The 20,047-nt window shown below is 32.7% G+C and carries 21 protein-coding genes and 1 pseudogene; 14 read left to right on the top strand and 8 right to left on the bottom strand.

The window, feature by feature from the left end:
- The first annotated feature begins 126 nt into the window (after window positions 1-126).
- From SYN6308_RS12630 to SYN6308_RS12605, 6 genes are all read left to right on the top strand, one after another.
- Entirely contained in the window at window positions 127-486 is a 360-nt protein-coding gene (locus SYN6308_RS12630) for a hypothetical protein (RefSeq protein ID WP_017294812.1), read from the top strand.
- A 182-nt stretch (window positions 487-668) separates the two neighbouring features.
- The gene (locus SYN6308_RS12625; protein WP_017294811.1) at window positions 669-1,013 is read left to right on the top strand and encodes a hypothetical protein; all 345 of its coding nucleotides are present in this window, start codon (window positions 669-671) and stop codon (window positions 1,011-1,013) included.
- Between the two features lie 67 nt (window positions 1,014-1,080).
- Window positions 1,081-2,601 carry a stress-responsive protein Ycf46 gene (ycf46, locus tag SYN6308_RS12620; protein WP_017294810.1) on the top strand — a complete coding sequence of 507 codons (1,521 nt, stop codon included), beginning with the start codon at window positions 1,081-1,083 and terminating at the stop codon, window positions 2,599-2,601.
- A 106-nt stretch (window positions 2,602-2,707) separates the two neighbouring features.
- Window positions 2,708-3,058 (top strand): DUF1257 domain-containing protein, encoded by a 351-nt coding sequence (locus SYN6308_RS12615; protein ID WP_017294809.1) that lies wholly within the window; start codon window positions 2,708-2,710, stop codon window positions 3,056-3,058.
- 246 nt (window positions 3,059-3,304) lie between these two features.
- Complete coding sequence (locus SYN6308_RS12610) at window positions 3,305-4,498, top strand: pentapeptide repeat-containing protein (RefSeq protein ID WP_017294808.1); 1,194 nt, start codon at window positions 3,305-3,307, stop codon at window positions 4,496-4,498.
- A 127-nt stretch (window positions 4,499-4,625) separates the two neighbouring features.
- On the top strand, window positions 4,626-7,250 hold the full coding sequence (locus tag SYN6308_RS12605; protein WP_192816136.1) for an EAL domain-containing protein: 2,625 nt from the start codon (window positions 4,626-4,628) through the stop codon (window positions 7,248-7,250).
- A gap of 51 nt (window positions 7,251-7,301) precedes the next feature.
- On the opposite strand, the gene SYN6308_RS12600 is transcribed toward SYN6308_RS12605, so the two are convergent.
- Complete coding sequence (locus SYN6308_RS12600; protein WP_017294806.1) at window positions 7,302-7,997, bottom strand: response regulator transcription factor; 696 nt, start codon at window positions 7,995-7,997, stop codon at window positions 7,302-7,304.
- Window positions 7,998-8,065: 68 nt separating this feature from the next.
- On the opposite strand from SYN6308_RS12600, the gene SYN6308_RS12595 reads away from it, so the two are divergent.
- The 3 genes from SYN6308_RS12595 to SYN6308_RS12585 all read left to right on the top strand — a co-directional run bounded on the left by SYN6308_RS12595 (window position 8,066) and on the right by SYN6308_RS12585 (window position 9,705).
- Window positions 8,066-8,821, top strand: coding sequence for a PD-(D/E)XK nuclease family protein (locus SYN6308_RS12595; RefSeq protein ID WP_017294805.1), 756 nt, complete (start codon window positions 8,066-8,068; stop codon window positions 8,819-8,821).
- A gap of 225 nt (window positions 8,822-9,046) precedes the next feature.
- The gene (locus SYN6308_RS12590; RefSeq protein ID WP_017294804.1) at window positions 9,047-9,289 is read left to right on the top strand and encodes a hypothetical protein; all 243 of its coding nucleotides are present in this window, start codon (window positions 9,047-9,049) and stop codon (window positions 9,287-9,289) included.
- Window positions 9,289-9,705 (top strand): type II toxin-antitoxin system VapC family toxin, encoded by a 417-nt coding sequence (locus SYN6308_RS12585; RefSeq protein WP_017294803.1) that lies wholly within the window; start codon window positions 9,289-9,291, stop codon window positions 9,703-9,705. Before SYN6308_RS12590 ends, SYN6308_RS12585 begins: the two co-directional genes overlap by 1 nt.
- Window positions 9,706-9,766: 61 nt before the next feature.
- Here SYN6308_RS12585 and SYN6308_RS12580 read toward each other — a convergent pair whose 3' ends face one another.
- From SYN6308_RS12580 to SYN6308_RS12570, 3 genes are all read right to left on the bottom strand, one after another.
- Entirely contained in the window at window positions 9,767-10,063 is a 297-nt protein-coding gene (locus SYN6308_RS12580) for a type II toxin-antitoxin system HicB family antitoxin (protein WP_017294802.1), read from the bottom strand.
- A 384-nt stretch (window positions 10,064-10,447) separates the two neighbouring features.
- Entirely contained in the window at window positions 10,448-10,573 is a 126-nt protein-coding gene (locus tag SYN6308_RS23945) for a type II toxin-antitoxin system HicA family toxin (protein WP_017294801.1), read from the bottom strand.
- 25 nt (window positions 10,574-10,598) lie between these two features.
- Window positions 10,599-11,492 carry a phosphatidate cytidylyltransferase gene (locus SYN6308_RS12570; protein WP_017294800.1) on the bottom strand — a complete coding sequence of 298 codons (894 nt, stop codon included), beginning with the start codon at window positions 11,490-11,492 and terminating at the stop codon, window positions 10,599-10,601.
- A 361-nt stretch (window positions 11,493-11,853) separates the two neighbouring features.
- On the opposite strand from SYN6308_RS12570, the gene SYN6308_RS12565 reads away from it, so the two are divergent.
- From SYN6308_RS12565 to SYN6308_RS12545, 4 genes are all read left to right on the top strand, one after another.
- The gene (locus tag SYN6308_RS12565; RefSeq protein ID WP_017294799.1) at window positions 11,854-13,083 is read left to right on the top strand and encodes a methionine gamma-lyase family protein; all 1,230 of its coding nucleotides are present in this window, start codon (window positions 11,854-11,856) and stop codon (window positions 13,081-13,083) included.
- Window positions 13,084-13,284: 201 nt separating this feature from the next.
- Window positions 13,285-13,698, top strand: coding sequence for a hypothetical protein (locus tag SYN6308_RS12555; RefSeq protein ID WP_017294797.1), 414 nt, complete (start codon window positions 13,285-13,287; stop codon window positions 13,696-13,698).
- A 97-nt stretch (window positions 13,699-13,795) separates the two neighbouring features.
- The gene (locus SYN6308_RS12550) at window positions 13,796-14,314 is read left to right on the top strand and encodes an SH3 domain-containing protein (protein ID WP_017294796.1); all 519 of its coding nucleotides are present in this window, start codon (window positions 13,796-13,798) and stop codon (window positions 14,312-14,314) included.
- Between the two features lie 150 nt (window positions 14,315-14,464).
- Complete coding sequence (locus tag SYN6308_RS12545; RefSeq protein ID WP_017294795.1) at window positions 14,465-15,262, top strand: EI24 domain-containing protein; 798 nt, start codon at window positions 14,465-14,467, stop codon at window positions 15,260-15,262.
- Between the two features lie 9 nt (window positions 15,263-15,271).
- Here SYN6308_RS12545 and SYN6308_RS12540 read toward each other — a convergent pair whose 3' ends face one another.
- Together SYN6308_RS12540 and SYN6308_RS25545 are read right to left on the bottom strand one after the other, a co-directional pair.
- Window positions 15,272-16,144, bottom strand: a complete 873-nt coding sequence (locus SYN6308_RS12540) for a hypothetical protein (protein WP_017294794.1) — start codon at window positions 16,142-16,144, stop codon at window positions 15,272-15,274.
- Between the two features lie 410 nt (window positions 16,145-16,554).
- A pseudogene (locus SYN6308_RS25545) lies at window positions 16,555-16,680 on the bottom strand (Rpn family recombination-promoting nuclease/putative transposase); the annotation flags it as partial.
- Window positions 16,681-16,738: 58 nt separating this feature from the next.
- Between SYN6308_RS25545 and SYN6308_RS12530 the strand changes: the two are divergent.
- The gene (locus SYN6308_RS12530; protein ID WP_017294792.1) at window positions 16,739-17,440 is read left to right on the top strand and encodes a hypothetical protein; all 702 of its coding nucleotides are present in this window, start codon (window positions 16,739-16,741) and stop codon (window positions 17,438-17,440) included.
- Between the two features lie 62 nt (window positions 17,441-17,502).
- On the opposite strand, the gene SYN6308_RS12525 is transcribed toward SYN6308_RS12530, so the two are convergent.
- Together SYN6308_RS12525 and SYN6308_RS12520 are read right to left on the bottom strand one after the other, a co-directional pair.
- Complete coding sequence (locus SYN6308_RS12525) at window positions 17,503-19,563, bottom strand: AAA family ATPase (RefSeq protein ID WP_017294791.1); 2,061 nt, start codon at window positions 19,561-19,563, stop codon at window positions 17,503-17,505.
- A gap of 198 nt (window positions 19,564-19,761) precedes the next feature.
- A complete protein-coding gene (locus tag SYN6308_RS12520; protein ID WP_017294790.1) occupies window positions 19,762-19,941 on the bottom strand; it encodes a hypothetical protein in 180 nt (59 codons plus the stop codon).
- Between the last annotated feature and the right edge of the window lie 106 nt (window positions 19,942-20,047).

The following is a 20,047-nucleotide window of genomic DNA, read 5'->3' as shown; positions in this document are numbered from 1 at the left end:
TTTTTAAGATTCTTGACAAAGTGATGACAAATCAGGATTTTAGCTTTAATCTAAATAATAGTTAGTATAAAAAAATGCTATGACCTTTTAAATTTTAGAACTTCCGTGTTCAAGGAAGTAAAAGCAATGAATATATGGCTATCTCTATTTTTCTCCCTTTTCTTAACTACCCTTGTTAGTTTCGCTGTACCCGTAGTTTTTTGCACTGCAATATTAGCGGGTTTAGTTGTTCTATCTCATTTACCATTAATCGGTATCTGGGGAACAAATCTTTATGAACAAGTGTGGAATTTCTTAGCAGTTTTTGGGGAAGGTTCTGGTACAATCGGTATCTTAACCATCGCGCTTACCTGTGCTATTGTCGGATTTTTATTTGAATCCTTAAATTTTTACCGTTATCGTATTCTCATCAAACAGCCTCTCAACACCTCATGGCAAAAAAAAGCTCCCGAAATGATCTCTAAAATTACTAATTATCGACAATGATCGATCGAACCGAAAAATCAACACAATCAACGTCACTCAAAAGGTTTGAGTGATTTTTTTTCAAAACAATTGTTAAGAAATGTAACAATATTGCCATTAAAATGGGGTAACGTCTTGACAGTAGAAAAAAAAGAAGTTAAAGTAATGAATATCGCACTAGGGCATATTAAATAAAAGCGAATATGCAAGAAAAGCAAAAAGTTACTCTTTATCTTCCACCAACACTGCATCGTCAACTCAAAGTAAAAGCGGCGATCGATACTGATTCTATGTCAGCATTAGTCGAGAAAGCCATTAGTTTTTATCTGAGACATCCAGACACAGTGGAGGAAGTAGAAGCGAGTTACGGAAAAACCCATCAAGTCCATGTTTGCCCTGAATGCGATGCCGCAATGGTAATGCGTGACGGAGAAATGATTTCCCTGAAAAATCAACCGAATATAGTGGATGAACAATTCCCCTTAATCGGTGAAGGAAGCGAAATCAATGCAGATAAGGAAGCACAAGAGGAGTTAATCCCCTGCTGATAACTGGCAACAGTAAATAAAAATCAGTGATTACCGCCAACCGCAAAACTCAAGAGAGGCAGACACCATGAAAGAAGAGTTAAACATTCTCATCAAAGCTCAATATCCTCTGATTTACCTAGTAACATCAGAAGAAGATAGAGCGGAAGAATCCATAGCAACTATAGTAAATGAGTCGTCCTCTCAAGAACATCGTCGAGTGTATTTGTGGACTGTCACTAGAGGAATTGTTGAATATAGTCAACAAGGTAATCAGTCAGTACAACATAATACTGTATCGCCCGAAGCAGCGATCGAGTGGGTAATCCGTCAAAAAGAAGCAGGAATTTACATCTTCAAAGACTTACATCCTTATTTGGAATCGCCCCCTGTAACCCGTTGGTTAAGGGATGCCATCGCCACCTTCAAGGGAACAGATAAAATCATTATCTTAATGTCACCCTATCAGCAAACACCCCTAGAACTAGAAAAAGATTTAGTGGTGTTAGATTTTCCCTTACCTCAAGCTCACGAGCTAGACGAAGTATTGGAAAGAGCCTTAAAGCAAAGCAGAGGCAAACGTCTCACTCCCGAAGTCAAAGAAAAATTACGCAGAGCAGCTCTCGGTTTAACCATCGATGAAGCAGAAAAAGTCTATAGAAAAGCTCAGATTAAAGCAGGACAATTGACAGAAAATGAAGTGGAAATCGTCCTGTCTGAGAAAAAACAACTGATTCGGCGTAATGGCATTCTTGACTATATGGAAGAAGACGAAACCATTAATGGTGTCGGGGGTTTAGAAGAACTCAAACACTGGTTAAAACAACGATCGGAAGCCTTCAGCGAAAAAGCTAGAACCTACGGATTACCGCAACCGAAAGGAATGTTAATCTTAGGAGTCCCCGGCTGTGGAAAGTCTCTCATTGCCAAAACTACCTCGAAACTATGGGGTTTACCCCTATTAAGGTTAGACATGGGCAGGGTTTATGACGGTTCAACAGTAGGAAAATCGGAAGCAAATCTGCGCAGTGCCTTGAAAACTGCTGAGTCTATTTCACCCGCAATCTTATTTATTGACGAGTTAGACAAGGCTTTTGCAGGAAGCTCAGGATCAGCCGATTCCGATGGTGGTACATCTAGTCGCATTTTCGGCTCATTTTTAACATGGATGCAGGAAAAAACCTCCCCCGTGTTTGTAATGGCAACGGCAAACCGTATCGAAAAGTTACCAAGTGAGTTTTTGCGCAAAGGTCGTTTCGATGAAATCTTTTTTGTGGATTTACCCAGTGTTGCGGAACGGGAAGCAATTTTTAGGATACATCTTACTAAACGTCGATCGGACATCGCCCGTTTTGATACGGAGGAGTTAGCTAAGACATCCGAAGGTTTTTCTGGGGCAGAGATTGAACAAGCAATTATTGCAGCTATGTATGAGGCTTTCGCTCAAGATCGAGAGTTTCACCAATTAGATATAATTGCCGCTATCAAGTCCACACTACCTCTGTCCCGTACTATGACTGAGCAGGTAACAGCGCTACGAGACTGGGCTAGACAAAGAGCCAGAACTGCTTCAGCCTCCATTGCGGAATATCAACGCATGGAGTTTTAACAGGCTTTCTCTATCAGGGAAAGATTAGCTTTAGGGCTAATTAATTTCAAGCACTTTATGTGCATCTATCATACTATTGTCTTTAATCTCTTAGGAGGAAATTCCAATGTCTCACTTTAGCACTTTACGCACCAAGATTACTTCTGCCGAAATTTTAACCAGTTCCTTACGGGATTTAGGTATCAACGTAACCACCGATGCTGATGTGCGCGGTTATAACGGTCAACGTCTTCGTGCTGATATTGTAGCCGTTTTAGAAGGTGAATATGATCTCGGTTGGTCTCGCAATGCTGATGGTAGCTTTGATTTAATCGCTGATCTCTGGGGTGTTGCTAAAAAACACAATCAAACTGAGTTAATCAATTCCATCAACCAAAAATACGCAGTAAACAAAACTTTAACTGAAGTAAAACAAAGAGGATTACAAAACGCTAATGTTAAGTTAGTTCTCAAATAATGGAGTTTTTTTACTAAAAGTGTATTTTCCATTAATTATTCAAGGGTTAATCGATCGAATTCGGTTAGCCCTTTTTTTCTTCAAAATATAAAGTTGGGGATTTAGGGGCGGATAAAATAACTTGAGGGACTAACGGAAAAGTATTGGAGTTCGATCGTGAAATAATAAGGTTAAAATCTTTACTAGCAACAAATAAAATTTTTTTTGAAAGCTATTTATTTGTTATCCACTATTCACTAATTTTGCATGACTGAAAATAACGATCGAACTCTAAATAACTTAGAAGTTGTAGAATTAAATACCATTCCCCCTAAGCAACTTACCTACGTTAAACGAGAGAAAACATCTTATTCTACCTATATTCTTATTGCTCTGATCAGTTCGATCGTAGGAATTTTTTCCAACAATACTTGGTTAGGATTAACGGGTGCTTTACTAGCTTTTACCTTTGCCGTTATTCAAGTTATACCTCATGCTCTTGAGTGGATTCGTTTTTTTCTGACTCCCCAAGAAAGAAAAACCTTAGTGGGTTTTGTGGGTTTAATTTTAAGTACGGCTATTTTATTCAAGTATTTAGGAGTTTATCACCGTATCGGTTTATGGTTAAATCAGTTCAAATATGATGAATTTGGTTCTTGGGCGGAATGGGTAGGCGCACTCGGACAAATTTTGATTGCCGTGTTAGCGGTATATGTGGCGTGGCAACAATACGTTATTTCTAAGGATTTAACTATTCAACAAAATCGCATTACTCAACAACAAACCATTGATGCTTATTTTCAGGGTATCTCAGATTTAGTTTTAGGTCCTGATGGATTGTTGGAAGACTGGCCCCAAGAAAGAGCGATCGCAGAAGGAAGAACGGCAGCTATTTTAGGAAGTGTGGACTCATCAGGTAAAGCAAAAATATTACGGTTTTTATCTCGATCTCGTTTAATTACTCCTTTACGCAGAGATGCCCATTTAGGAAGACCGATTTTAGACGGCAGTGGCGGTTATGAAGAAGATCGTCAATTTGGCATGAGAGTTATTAATTTAGGAGTAGTGTTAGCAGGATGTAATTTTCATAAGGAAGATTTACGGTGGATAGATTTAAGTGAAGCGAATATGGTAAGGGCAGATTTATCTTTATGTGATCTAATCAAAACTAATTTATCTCGTACTATACTTTATGAAGCCAGTTTAAAAGGAGCAGATTTAAAAGCGGTAAGATTATTTTATGGAGATTACAAAACGGCTAGTCCTCGTAGTCGTACGGAAGAGCCGAACTATAAAACGGGAGAATATACGGGAGTTGTCATCGAAAAAGCTAATTTAACGGGGGTAAAAAATCTCAGTGAGGAGAATCGTTATTACTGTTGTTGTTGGGGTGGAGAATACACTCGATCGACCATACCGGGAGGATGTCAGGGTATTCCCGATCGATCAACAGAAGAATAGGAAACACTAAAATTAAATTATTCCTGTGGTAAGTATAATTAATCATTTTTTAAGCATTTTAGAATTAGAATTAAGATCAAAAGTCTAACAACCTTTTTTATCAACTAAGCTCAAAGCTATGGAAATAATGAATCGTAGTCGGGTTGTTAATTTCATCAAATATTTAGGATTATTAAGCACGATCGTACTATTAATTTTTACCCATGGACAAACACAAGAGATGATAGGAAAAACAAAATCTCCTACACTTGTGACGGTGGGAATTTATCAAAATAATCCAAAAATTTTTATAGATGACAACGAAAAACCCGCAGGTTTTTGGGTAGAGATAATAGACGGCATTGCTCAAGCAGAAAATTGGTCTATTACTTACATCCCTTGCCAGTGGAAAGAATGTCTGAGGAAAGTTGAACGAGGTGATATAGATTTGATGGTAGATGTGGCTTATTCCGACAAGCGAAATCAACTTTTTGACTTTAATAATGAAGTTGTGTTAGCGAGTTGGTCACAAGTATATGCTCGTCGTGACTTAAATTTAAATTCCATTCTTGATTTAGATGGGAAAAAAGTAGGTATTCTTAAATCAAGCATTCAAAAAGAGGTTTTACAGGAACAAATTAAGGCTTTTGGTATCACTCCAGAATTGATTGAAGTTGATGATTTTAATGATATTTTTGTTTTGATAGAAACAGGGGAAATAGACGCTGGTATTGTTAATAATTTCTTTGGGAAAAAATTTGATAATGGTTATAATATAGTTAGAACAAATATTTTAATTAATCCCGCCCGTTTACATTTTATTGTAAAAACTGGAGACCCTCTTTCTTTACTACCAAGGATCGATCGACAATTACAATTATTAATCAAAGATTCTAATTCTATTTATTATCAAGCACAAAAAAAATGGCTTGAACCTAATGTAAAATTTGGTTGGAAACAGATTAAAGATATTATCATTAATTCTTTTATTTATCTTCCTTTTTTTGTTTTAATTTTTCTTTCTCTTTGGAATTATTTATTAAAAAAAGAAATAAATTATCGAAAAAAAATTGAGTTTAATTTAGAAGAAAGTAAACAGCGTTATGCCAGTCTTACTTCTGTCGTTCCCGTAGGGATTTTTCGCACAAATATTGGTCATAAATGTATTTATATCAATGATTATTGTTGTGAATTGATGGGATTGTCACCGGAAAAAGTGATCGGAGAAGGGTGGCTAAATGGGATATATTCTGAAGATAGAGACATGGTCTTACAATATTGGCTTAATTGTATTGAGGAAAATCAACAGTTTAAATTAGAATATCGTTTTCAACGTCCAGATGGTGAAATTATTTGGGTTTATGGGCAATGTATTGCTGAATATGATGCTCAGGGTAAACTCAAAGGATATGTCGGTACAATTACAAATATCAGCGATCGAATTAAGATAGAACAACAATTAAAACATAACGCACTCCATGATAAATTAACAGGTTTACCAAATCGTCATTTATTAATAGAAAGGCTGGAGTTAGCTTTAAAAAAACAGAAACGCTATTTAGACTATAACTTTAGCTTACTATTTTTAGATTTGGATAATTTCAAAATCGTTAATGATAGTTTAGGGCATTTGGTGGGAGATGAACTATTGATAGAAGTGGCGAAAATACTTAAATTTTTTATTCGTGATACAGATGTAGCTTCAAGGCTGGGAGGGGATGAATTTGTTATTTTATTAGAAGACATTGAAGGAATAGCTGAAGGAGTTAAGATAGCTCAAAGAATTTTAGAAGGTTTACAATCGCCCTTGATTTTATCCAATCAGGAAGTTTTTGTTAGTACCAGTATTGGTATTATTTGCGGTGGAGAAAGACATCATTCAGCCTTAGATTTATTACGGGATGGAGATATAGCCATGTATCGAGCTAAAAAAAATGGTAAGGGTAAATATGCCATTTTTGATCCTGTCATGGATTCTCAGGCAATGGAGAGATTACAGATTGAGAATGATTTGCGCATTGCCATTGACAAAAATCAGTTTATCATATATTACCAGCCGATTGTCAATCTTGAGACAAATTCCATCGAAGAATTTGAGGCTTTGATTCGTTGGCAACATCCCGAAAAAGGACTTTTATCTCCCATCAAATTTATTGATATTGCGGAAGAAACAGGATTAATTATCCCCATTGGTACATGGATGTTAGAAAACGCTTGTCAACAATTATTAACATGGCAAAAACAATTTAATCATTCCTTGAAAGTGAATGTTAATCTTTCCGTCAGGCAATTACAAGAATCTCTGTTATCTTTACTCGATCGACTATTGGTATCTTATCCACTACAACCTAATACTTTAGGATTAGAAATTACTGAAAGTATGTTAATTCAAAATATTGATATAACAATTAATTTATTGAATCAAATTAAAATGAAGGGTATTTCTATCAGTATTGATGATTTTGGTACTGGTTATTCTTCTTTCAGTTATTTACATCAACTACCCGTTGATGCTTTGAAGATCGATCGAAGTTTTGTTAATGTTTTAGACTTAGATAATCGTCATCGAGTCATTGCGGAATCAATTATTTCCTTATCCCAATCCATTGGCATTAAAACTGTTGCGGAGGGTATTGAAAATGAAAAACAGAAACAATGGTTACAAAATAAAGGATGCCGTCTAGGGCAAGGATACTTGTTTTCTCCCCCCGTCACTGCCATAGAAGCGACAGTATTTTTACAAAAACAAATATATGTAGAATCTGCTGAATAAGTATTTTGATGGAGAGGAGGTGTTAGGTTAAAGAATGAAAAATCACCCCACTTATTCTGTTAAACCGTGTTTTAGAGCAAATCTTACCAATTCTGTACGGCTGTTGGTGCCTGTTTTACTAAAAAGACGACTCACATATTTTTCTACATTGCGCACGCTAGTTTCTAGGTTTTTGGCGATTTCTTTATTCATTAAACCCAATGCTACTAAGTCTAATACACTTTGCTCTCTGGGAGTAAGATCGATCGCCATAGGAAGATCGGTTATAGTTAATTTAGAGGTATTTTCTAGTTTATCCTTGATGTCTTTCACTTCCCTAACTAATTCATCTAATTGCAAATTTCCCCCAGTATTCTCTTTCTGTTGCTTTTTCTTTGCCAACAAATTGCTGACAATGGCTTCCAATTCGTCCACATCAAAGGGTTTCGGTAAATACGCATCACAACCTGCCGTATATCCTTCAATGCGATCGCCCGTCATACCTTTTGCCGTTAAAAAGATTACTGGTACATCTCGAAAACGAATATCATCTTTTAATTGTGCCAGAAATTCTAAACCGTTAACCTCTGGCATCATAATATCTGAGATAATTAAATCAGGAATATCTTGCTGTAACTTTTTCCATGCCTCTTTCGCATTACTAGCAACTTCTACCTGCCAATTTTCGTTATCATCTAAATATGCTTGTACTGATTCTCTAATACCCGGTTCATCATCTACTAACAATATTTTATCAACTTCAGCCATAGGAATTATTACAATAAATTTAACGAAAAAATCTCAAAAGATTAATTTTTAATAAAACTATAAACATTATGACATCATATTGGCATTTATCTCAAACTCATTTAAAGACTTTAGAAACTTGCCCTCCTTTATTTCAAAAACGTTATTTACAACAGTTAAAATCTTTACCGAATTTAAAATCTGAAGAAGGGAAGCAATGGGGAAATTTATTTCATTTGAAAATGCAACAATATAATGCCGGATTATCTTTAGATAAAATTCTCACGGATAATGAAGAGTTTAATCAATCTTTAAAGGCTTTAATTTCTGCTACTCAAGATATATGGACTTCCTCTGATATTATTACGAAACAAGCGGAATATAAACTTAATTATTCGATCGAGCAATTTATTTTTACAGCCGTTTATGATTTAATTGTTTTATATCCTAAAAAAGCGATAATTTTTGATTGGAAAACTTATGAAAAACCTGAAGATCAGAAATTAATTAATGATTGGCAAACTAAATTATATCTTTATATCTTAGCAGAAAAACTTAATTATAAACCTCATCAAATTGAATTTACTTATTGGTTTGTTAAGTTACCCCATGAGCCTCAAAGTTTTACGATTAAATATAATAAACCTAAGCACGATCGAACTAAACAAGAATTAAATTATTTGTTAAATAAACTGAAAAATTTTACTGATGAATATATAGAAAATAATGTAGATTTTCCTCATCATAATCAATGTGATACTTGCGAAAATCGACATCTTTTTAGTGAGGAATTTGCTAAGTTAAATACGGATAAAAATATCCCGACATCCCTTGATGAAATTTGAGAGAAGGCACTATCAGCAATCCTTAAATAAGTAATAGACATCAACGATATTTTCGGTAGAGACGTAAAATTTTACGTCTCTACAATAGTTTGAACAGTTCAAAATTGAATTTTTCCCAGAAGTCTAATGATTAATAAAAGTTTAGGAAGTTCATACATTAGTTGATCAAAGTTCTAAAAACTTAATATAATGTTAATAATATTAGTTTAATTTTACTGTAAAATTATGACTCAAGCTATAATTCAAGAAAATATCTTGTTAGATAAATTTAGAAATCTCACCATTGAACAGCAACAAACTATTATAGAATTTGTTGAATTTATGGATAGTAAAAAATCTAAACCTCAGTCAACAGAAAATCACGAATTTTCGGCGTATGATCAATTACAAGAATTTATTGGTTGTGTTGATGGTGGTAATGGTGATTTAGCAACAAATAAAAAATATCTTGAAGGATTTGGTAAATAATGAAACGCAATATTATAATTGATACGGGAATAATTGTTGCTTTAGTTAATCGTAATGAACAAACTCATGAATGGGTAAAAAATAATCTTAAAAGTTTATCATTACCATTTTTCACCTGTGAATCTGTAATAACAGAATCTTGCTTTTTGCTTCAAGATATTCATGGTGGAGAAGATGCTGTGCTTAATTTAATAAGTAGTAATAAGTTACAAATATCTTTTAATTTAAGTGAAGAAGTCACAGCAATTAATCAATTAATAAAACAGTATAAATCTATCCCTATGTCTTTAGCTGATGCTTGTTTAGTAAGAATGAGTGAATTAATTCGAGGAAGTAGTGTTTTTACTTTAGACAGTGATTTTAGAATTTATCGCCAATATAAAAATCAAGTTATTCCTGTGATTATGCCTGAATAATATTGTCTAAATTTAACCTAATACCTTCATTGACTTATTACTTCTTGAACTGATATAAGTTTTAAACTTTCACACATAATTCTTGATGACTAAAAATAGTGCCTGATATTTCTATGGGCATAAAAGCCACTGCATCTTGATGATCTCGATCGATTAAAATGGTTTCGAGAGTGCTAGGGTGAGGAATTTCATCTCCGTCTGCTAACATAAGCGCAATATGACTTTTTAACGCTTCCGTAGCCATAGTTTTTGCTTCTTCGATAGTTTCCCCTGCACTAATACAACCGGGAAAGTCATAAAATTGCACTCCATAATCGCTATGATTATCTTTATGTACAGTAACTAAATAAGTAATCATTGAGTTTCTCCTTTCTTTATCGTAAGTTAACACCCGCTTGTTTTTCAATACTAGCTAAAGTTTTAATGGGAATATCTTTTTTAGGGTGAGCTTTTAACTGTTAACTAATAGTTTATTATAGTTGTTTATACCTACTCACGGGATAAAGGTTGACATTTTTTTTAAATATGTTAGCTTTTAATGAAGTCGATAACCAAGACTGTTAAAACTATTTAATTTAAAGATTAAATTAAATAAAAAATTAGTTATTATTCAAGATTAATCAATTAATTAGAATAATAAAAGTAGGGTGGGTTACACCCGAATCAACGCTTGTGGACAGTATCAAGCCGACTTGACTGGTAGAAGCAAGAAGTAAACGTCATAGGTAACTATGAGTAAGTTTTATATAACAGGTAGAGTCACTTTACCTTTTTTATAGGGATGTTTAAAATGATGATGACTTCCTGTTGTGCCAACTTGATACCATCCATCATCTTTTAGTTTTTTGATAATATCTCGACTATCCATAATTGATAATTTCTCCTCACCCCCCTTAATTAAACACAGGCAATAAAAGAGTTACGAAATAATATACCAAAGGGGCAGTAAATATATAACTGTCTGTTCGATCGAGTATGCCCCCATGGCCCGGAATCAATTCTCCAGAATCCTTAACTCCTGCATCTCGTTTCATCATAGATTCGAGTAAATCACCAAATAAACTCACAATACCGATGAGTAAACCTAACAATAACCCCGTCACTTGCCAATATGCCCAATCTAAAAACCACGCTCCACCCAAGCCTACTAGCATACTTCCTGCGATACCAAAGAATGAGCCTTCAACAGTTTTTTTCGGGCTAATATTAGATAGTTTTGTCTTACCAAAATTTTTACCTATCAAATAAGCACCAATATCCGCCGCCCAAATACAAGCCATTGCTAAGAATGTAATAGTTAATGCGTCAGGAAAACTATGGACATCAAAAATATTAGTAGGGAAATAACCATCTAACGGCAAGTTGTGAATATTTGGAATATTATGCGCGTATGCTTGATCTTGCCCTAAACTTACTCTTAATCGTATCCAATAACTAGGCAAATATCCAGCATAAAATAATCCTAAAATCGAGCTAGAAATATCGGCAATAGTCGCTAATTTTGGTAAAAATAAGAGGTAAAAACAAATTAACGCCCCTGCTAAGGCAAAAGTTGCATCGGTTAAACTAGGCACAAATGTCGCAGTAATTAATAAAAATTGTGATACTACCATCGTAGTTTTTACCGCAGGTTCAATGCCTTTAGCTTTAACAAGACGAAAATACTCAATTTGGGCAAGATAGACGAGGATACCAAAGCAGATAGTAAAATAGAATCCCCCCAGTATAATCATAACTAAAGCTAGGGCGATCGCCACGATCGTGCTAATGGTTCGTGCATAAGGCATATTTAAAAATAGACAAATATTTGTAACTAATCTTCTATTTTAACCTAAAATCATTAGACTTCTTGCAAAAAATAAAATATTATTAAGTGTATTTTTTGTTAAAGCATTTAGAGTACGATCAATTTTCAACCCATATTCATCACAAACATATAATCAATATGAGCAACCATTAAATGATTAATCTCCCAGTCTAATAGTTCAAAAAAAAATATAGTCAAAGGAAGTAATCACAATTCTGTGTTACTATAAAATCGAGAATAGTTCTGCTTTTTCTCTGATTTTATGCTGATATTTGACATTATTTGTCTATGTTTTCATTAAAGTTTTTTAATACTTTTTCATGAACCTTTAATTAAAAAATATGAACGTTGATTTATTAATAGAAGAAGCCGAAAAAAAATTATTACCAACTTTTGCACAGATCGATCGACAAGTCAAACAACATTTACAAAAAATACTCATCGCTTTTCGAGATAATAGAGTGGGAGTTCATCATTTTTCCAGTGTAAGCGGTTATGGTCATGATGACTTAGGCAGAGAAGTTTTAGACAAGATTTTTGCTCAAATTTTCCATGCTGAAAGTGCTGCCGTGAGAGTTCAATTTGTCTCAGGTACTCATGCGATCGCATCCTGTCTATATGGAATATTACGACCTAACGATGAAATGTTAGCCATAGCTGGACATCCCTACGACACCTTAGAAGAAGTAATCGGATTACGAGGAGAAGGACAAGGTTCACTACGAGATTTTGGTATCAGTTACCGAGAGTTAGACTTAACCCCAGAGGGAAATATTGACTGGGAAGTCTTAAATACAGCTATTAAACCTAAAACAAAATTAGTCTTAATTCAACGATCGTGCGGTTACTCATGGCGATCGAGCCTTAGCATAGCACAAATTGAGAAAATTGTCAAGATAGTTAAACAACAAAATCCTGATACCGTGTGTTTTGTGGATAACTGCTATGGAGAATTTATCGAAAACCTTGAGCCAACGGCGGTTGGGGTGGATTTGATGGCGGGTTCATTAATTAAAAATCCGGGGGGTACAATTGTTACAGCAGGAGGTTATGTAGCAGGAAAAGAAGACTTAGTGGAAAAAGCCTGTTGTCGTCTCACCTCCCCCGGTATTGGTAGCAGTGGCGGCGCGACATTTGATCAAAATCGCCTCCTGTTTCAAGGGCTATTTTTAGCACCTCAGATGGTAGCCGAAGCCATGAAAAGCAGTCATCTCATCGCTTTAGTCTTTTCTGAGTTGGGTTACGAAGTCAATCCTTTACCTTTTGTACCTCGTCGGGATATTATTCAAGGGGTAAAATTGGGAAATCCTGATAAATTGGTGGCTTTCTGTCGATCGATTCAACGTAACTCGCCTGTAGGTTCATATCTTGATCCCGTTCCTGCACCCATGGCAGGTTACGAAAGTAATTTAGTTATGGCAGGAGGTACTTTTATTGATGGTAGTACTTCCGAATTTTCTGCTGATGGTCCTTTACGAGAACCTTATATTGTATTTTGTCAAGGGGGTACTCATTGGACACATATTTCGATCGCACTTTCTGAAGCAATTAAAGCAATAATGGAGAATTAGCAGGGCATATAATTTAATTTCCTGATGAATAAATTTTATCATTCAGATTAGATAAAGATATATTAAGATTATTTTATAGAACACAATCATTGAGAAATACAACCGATAATGAACCTTAAATTTTCTTCGCTACTAACATCATTAATCTTAATTTTTACCTCTATAGCGGTAGAGGCACAAACAGTCCGAAAGTCTCTCCCCATGACTATTTCTACTTCAGAGGGTTATTATGATTTAACCGTACCTGATACTCAAACCACCAAATCAGCCTTTGGAGGAAAACTGCGTCTTTATGACGTACATATTGCTAAAATGTTCGAGGTTACTTATACAGAATGTGAAAAATTTGGAGATGGGGGAAATCGAGAGTGGACTTATTTTGCTGGTAATGGCAATATTAACATGGGTACTTTTTTTCTTTCTTGTAAATTAGTTTATGATATTGTGACCGCCTATGGTTTAGGTGCTTCTAAAAATACTCCCATTATCTACGGGCAAGAAGAATCAGGTCCTCCTATTACTAGAATGGTATCTGTACCGACTCTTAATTTAACCGGTGGAAAAGAACAAAAATGGATAAACTTTACCAAGAATTTTAAACCAATTTCTCGTTAAAATGTTCTCGACAAAAATAATCTAAAAATTAACAATTTCAGCTTAAAAATTCTTGCAAAAAAAATAAATATATAATCATTAATTAATCTTAAAAAATATGACTAATTATTTTTCTGTTAAGACTTTCTTAAAAATTGGCATTACTTTTGCTACTTTAACTATTTCTCAAAACTTTTCACCGCCGAAAGTTATCGCTCAAAGTGCCAGAGCGGTAGTTTTTGCTCCTCCTTCCAATGTGCGAGTTTCTCCTAATGGACAAGTTCTTTGTAGCGTTAAATCTGTTACTTCTATTAATACCTATGGCTCAACTAATGGTTGGTATATAACGGATGTTTGCGGTAGAAATGGTTATATCCATCATAGTCAAATTCGTTTTCAAAGTACTTCCGAATCTGTTAACAGTTCATCCTGTTTTGTTACTAATATTAGAGCAGGACAATTAGCCGTACGAAAAAGCCCCGGAGGAGAGTCGATCGTAGGATTAAATAATAATAACTTAGTTCAGTATATTAGAGGAGATTTTCCTTGGTACTATATTAAAGTAATTGAGGGTCCTAATCGAAGAGTAAATGGCAGAACAGGATGGGTAAATGCTAATTATTTAGAATGCCCTTAGAATTAATAATAAGTAGTTAATATCATCAACTTGTTAATTATAATTGGAGTTCAATTTATTTAATATTATTTTGTTAGCTGTATAATTCATTTCACGGCTAGTTATTAATTCACATTCTAAGACCTAATTTCTCAGTTTAATTTAGCATTAATGAGTAATCAAATTATCAAAAAATTTACCTTTTTTACTGGTATTGGCTACCCTTTATTAGCCATAAAATTTATAGCGAATCATAAGCAATTATGGCAATATCTTATTATCCCTATCATTATCAATATTGGTGTGGGAATCACTACCTATATTTTATTACTAAATCCTAGTCTAAATTTATTCGATACCCTCACTAATAATCTGATTATTTGGGTGGACAATGCGATCGATCGACTTCCTGAATGGTCAAATATCTTAATAACTATTTTACTATTTATTAGTCAAATATTCAAAATAATTTTATTTCTGATTTTATTAACTATAATTGGCTTCATTATTGTGCAATTTGGCTCAATATTAGGTGCGCCTTGGTATGGTAAATTATCAGAAAAATTAGAGATTTTATACACAGGAAAACTAGAAATTATTGAACTTAATATTATTCAAGATATATTTAGAGCGATATTATTTGAATTGAAAAAATTATTATTAATCATAGTTGTTAGTATTCCCTTATTTTTACTAAACTTTATTCCAGCTATGGGTAATTTTATTTCTTTAGGAGGAGGAATAGCTTTAACTACAACAATTATTTGTTTAGATTTTTTTGACGCAACCTTAGAAAGAAAACGTTTACATTTTCGACAAAAACTTAAATTTGTTTGGGGAAAATTTCCCACTACCGCAGGATTTGGTTTAATTTGTTTAACCTTAATTAGTATTCCCTTATTGAATTTAATTATTATTCCTTTATGCGTTTCTGCTGGTACTCTTTTAGTCTGTGATAAAAATAGATAATCTGGTTTTTTATTTAACTTTAGTTACCACTTGAACATTTAAAAAATTAGCAATTTCATCCGCATTAGCTTGAATCATCGCCAGTTGAGAATTTCGATCACAAAGTGGCACTGCTCGATCGAGCTTATATTCTGTTTTATTATTAATAGATACAATTAAAGAATAAACTTTATCTCCATCGCTATCTTTGTCCACTTCTATAATAATAGAATTAATATGTTGAAGACGATAATTTTCATGTTTTTTTTCTAACAAATTAACCTTCTCAAAACTAAACTTAGAAGTTGACTTATCAAAAATAAATTTTTCATATCCTATAGAAATAATATCCATAATTAACACAGTACATCCAATGAAAATAAACACACTCAAAAATAAAAAAATAACTAAATTTGCCCAACGCCAACGATTATCATAATTGACTATTAAATAAATATCTTGACTATTTAAAAAATTCTGTAGTTTTGATGTTATTAATCTCATTTTCTTTTCTTTACCTTTGACTCCATTAATAAACATCGCATCTTCAATTAATAATTGTTCACCGTATTTATTCTCAAGAATTATTGTATTATTGATCGTTCTTTGTCCATCACTATCAACTCCTTTAATTTGTTCAAATTGTACCTTAATAAGATTGTTAAAACTCTGTAAATTTTCTATTTTTAACCCTGCAAATTTAGTTCGTTCAACTTGACAATTAATGTTATTTATTTCCACTTTTTCACAGTCAATATTTATGACTCCCAATCCTGCAAAAAATGCCGTCAAGATGAATAAGGGTATTCCCCCAAAAAACACCCCCCAAATTAAGAGAAAAAAATTAAATCCTATTTTCGTTTCTACAATTAACTGACGAGAATCATGTTTAATTATTTTCATTTTTTAATACTTGTGCGATTGCTAATATGATTTGATTTCTGAGCAAATTTAAAGCGATTTCCTATTTTGCTTCAAGTTTACCTTCTAATTTACCTTCGATTTTACCTTCAAGTTTGCCTTTAATTTTTCCTTCTCGAAGTATTTCTTGATAAATTACCACTTGTTTCATTTATTTTTGAGGATAACGGCGATATACCCTCAATCTATAATCACCTGAGTTTGACATAAAATTTTTGGTGCTGTAAAGGTGTCAGGTATCGGAAAGGGTTAAAGAATTGACAAAAAATATATCCTAATTGATTTTTTTATCTTCAATTCTTTGAGCGAATTATATAATCTTCTGAAAATTACACCTGAAACCTGCAACCTGAAACCTGCCCTTATCAAACATTCTTGCATCGAACTGAGGTATAGTCAATCATGGGAAATGCCATTGTTTCATCTGTGTCTGTTTGAAATTCCAGATGTAAAACGAGGTTTTCTGATTGTAATAAAATGAGAGAATCCACTCTAATCGGTTGTAATGATAATTTGATCGAATTTAATTGCTAAGATATTGAAGATGATAGAAATCACAAGCTAGTATTAGTAATTATGAGAAAAAGAAGAATTAGAACAAAAAATCAACCTAGTCAAAACTTAGATTCATTCTTAGATATTTTAACTAATACCGTGGGAGTTTTAATGTTTATTGGTTTATTTGTGAGTTTATTAGCGGTGGAAGCTGGTACAATTATTAAGACTCCTTTACGTTCAGAAACTAAGAAAGTAGGCAATTTTTTTGAAGTAAGAAATAACCAAGTTTTTTTAGTTAGTGATCCTAAATTAGAAGAAGAAATAGACAAATTATTAGTAACTTTACCTAACTGCAAAACTCCTCAAATTCCCAATAATATGCCCTCTTATTTATATAACTTTTATATGGAAGAAATAGAAAAATATGAACAATGTATTATAAGCAGAAATAATAGGTTAGAAAAATTTTATTATCAAAATCAAAATTATACTGTTAGTTTTGTTAATAATGGTTCTTTAAAATACGATCCCAAGGTATCATCTATGGGAGAAAATAACAAGGAATTGAAAGATAAAAACTCAGATTTTATGAATACTTTAAACAAGTTAAATCCTGATGTAAATTATATTGCTTTTTTAGTACGCCCTGACAGTTTTGAGACTTTTAGAGTTGCTAGAGAAAAGGCTTGGAGTTTGGGTTATGAAGTCGGTTGGGAACCCATTACTCAGGATAGAATATTAGTATTCGGCTCTGGTGGGCGCTCGATCGGGGTACAATAATAATGGAGAATTGAGAATTGAGAATGGAAAATTAACTATTGAAAATAATGATGAAATATTCCTTAATTAATTTCAATAATTTCTGTATATTCAAATTGATTATCGCTTTTTTTAACAAGGGGATATTCTATGTTATTAATGTTGATAAAATCTTCTTGACAATCTTCTTTGGGCGATCGATATACTAAAATATATTGTTTATTGATATAAGGATTCATTTCTGTTTCTACCTCATTTCGCCATTGAGTTTTTGTTACTAAAACTACTAATTGATTAGCTAATTTTGGAATGGATTTAGCTACTTGACGGCGATAAATTTCGTCTAAACTGCCAAAGGGTGAATCCATAATTATCGGGAATTTACTTGAGTCTAAACCGACTAAATTACTTTGTTTTGACCATTCTCTTACCATGTCAATAATAGCACCAATAAAAGATAAACTCAAAATTTGATTTTCTCCTGTTGATGCGGCTACTGGTAAAGCCATTCCTGATGTATTTTCGATTAAATTTAACTCATAATTTTCGTTTAAGCGCGGTTGATAAGGAGTAAAGGAAATAGAATTAAAAATTTCTTGCACTTTCTTTTCTAAGGCTAATCTAAATTGATTTTCTAGTCTTTTTTGTACCTGATTAATACATTTTATGGCTTCTTCTGTTGCTTCTATTCTTCGCATAATTAAAGTCTGTTTTTCAACTTTAGCTTCCTGTTTTTTTATCTGTTTTTCTAAGTTAATTAATTCTTCTTCAATGGTTTCTAATTGTAAATTGATTTCCCCTTGATTTAGGGTTAGTTGTCGAATATGTTGCTCAATATTATCTAATTGCTTTTGTGTATCTTGAATATTTCGATCGGGATATTGTCTTAATTGTTGATTTATTTTATCTAATTCATCTTCAATTTGTCCTAATTGATTACGCCAATTATTAACATTTTGCTGATGTTTATTTATTTCTAACCAAAATTGATTTTCTTGAGATTCAAGGTTATTAACTTGAGTTTCTAAACGAATGGAGGCTTCTTCTATTTCACTATTTCCTGCAATATTCATCCAGTTTTTTACCTGTTGATAAGGTTCATTTTCTGGATGTAATTCTGTACCGCAAATACATTTATTTTGTTTTAATAATTGAGCTACAAATTGCTTTTTTATACCACTAGGTAACTCTCCTTTTTCTCTTAAATCTTCAATAATAATTTGAAATTGTTCGATCGAACTTCCTAAAAATGTGATATAACTTCGAGTAGATATTTCCTTTTTTATAACCTGTTGAGTATTGACTAAATTTTTTCTAACTTCCTTTTCTTCTGATAGTAATTTCTGTTTTAATAATTGCAAATTTTCTATACCAGACATCGCTAACATTTGTTGAGAAAGACTTTGTTTTTCTATCTCTAATTGACTTAATCTTGTGGTTAATAAATTATGATCTTCTTTTAATTTTAGCTGTAAATTTTCTTGCTCTTTTTGTTTTTTTACTAGGGTTTTAATAGTTATATCTCCTAAAATATTTAACTCTTCCCTGAGAGTTTTTTGAGCATTTTTGAGGTGAGAAATTGCCCTTTCTAAAAGTTTTACGCCGATTAATTCTTTGGTATCTTCAGCAATTTTATGTCTTTCTTCTACTCGAAAAAGATGATCAATATGCTCACCATCAAAGAAAAAATATTGATGTAAACTTCGTGGTAAAATTCTTTCAATTATATCCATAGGTTGTTCAAGGGGATGTTGCCATTTTCCATCATCTCCTGCTACCATCATATATAATTGAGATTGATTAATAACTATTTTATTGTCTTTATTTCGATAGGCAAAACATTTTCTTTTTAACTGATAAGTTTTATATTCATGATCAAATATTATCTCAACAAAACATTCGATCGAACTGCCAAATTCTACCTCATAAATAGCTTTTTTATTAACTAATAATTCTGGGGAGGCAAAAGCGGAAGTAAATCTTTCATAAAATACCCAAGTAAAGGCATTTAATATAGTAGTTTTTCCTGCACCATTATTACCATGAATAATAGTCGTATTTTTTTCTCCATTAGCAAAATAAATTACGGGGGTTTTACCATAAAATTGTCTAAAATTTAAAAACTGTAAACTAATAATTTTCATGTCAAAATAGGTGATTAATTATTTTAATTTTGAATCATAATTACAATTATATAACTTATGTCGAAGCATGAAACAATTATTTTTAAGTAAGAAGTAAGTAAATAAATTTTGAATCAGTAATCAGTAATCAGTAATCAGTAATCAGTTATTAATTCTTAATTCTTAATTCTTAATTCTTAATTCTTAATTCTTAATTCTCTATAGTATATTTTGTTTAATAATGTTTAACACATCATCATTAATATAACGAATATTTTTTTGAGATAATCGATCTTTTTCTAATTGTAACACTTCTTCGACGATCGAGCGAATTTCTGGTTTTGCTTGGGTAATAGGTTCGGTAATTTTATCCAAATTATAATAATTATGATTAATCATGATATTAATTCTCAACAATTAAGTTAGTTTTATTATAAATTATTTTTCTTAAAACTTAATCTTAATATCGACTAAATTTACAAAAATTAATACCACTAAAAAAATA

The sequence above is a fragment of the Geminocystis herdmanii PCC 6308 genome, assembly GCF_000332235.1.
In the GTDB taxonomy this organism is placed as follows: Bacteria; Cyanobacteriota; Cyanobacteriia; order Cyanobacteriales; family Cyanobacteriaceae; genus Geminocystis; species Geminocystis herdmanii.
Note: the sequence above shows the minus strand (reverse complement) of the source record. Positions and strands in the feature narration are given on the sequence as shown.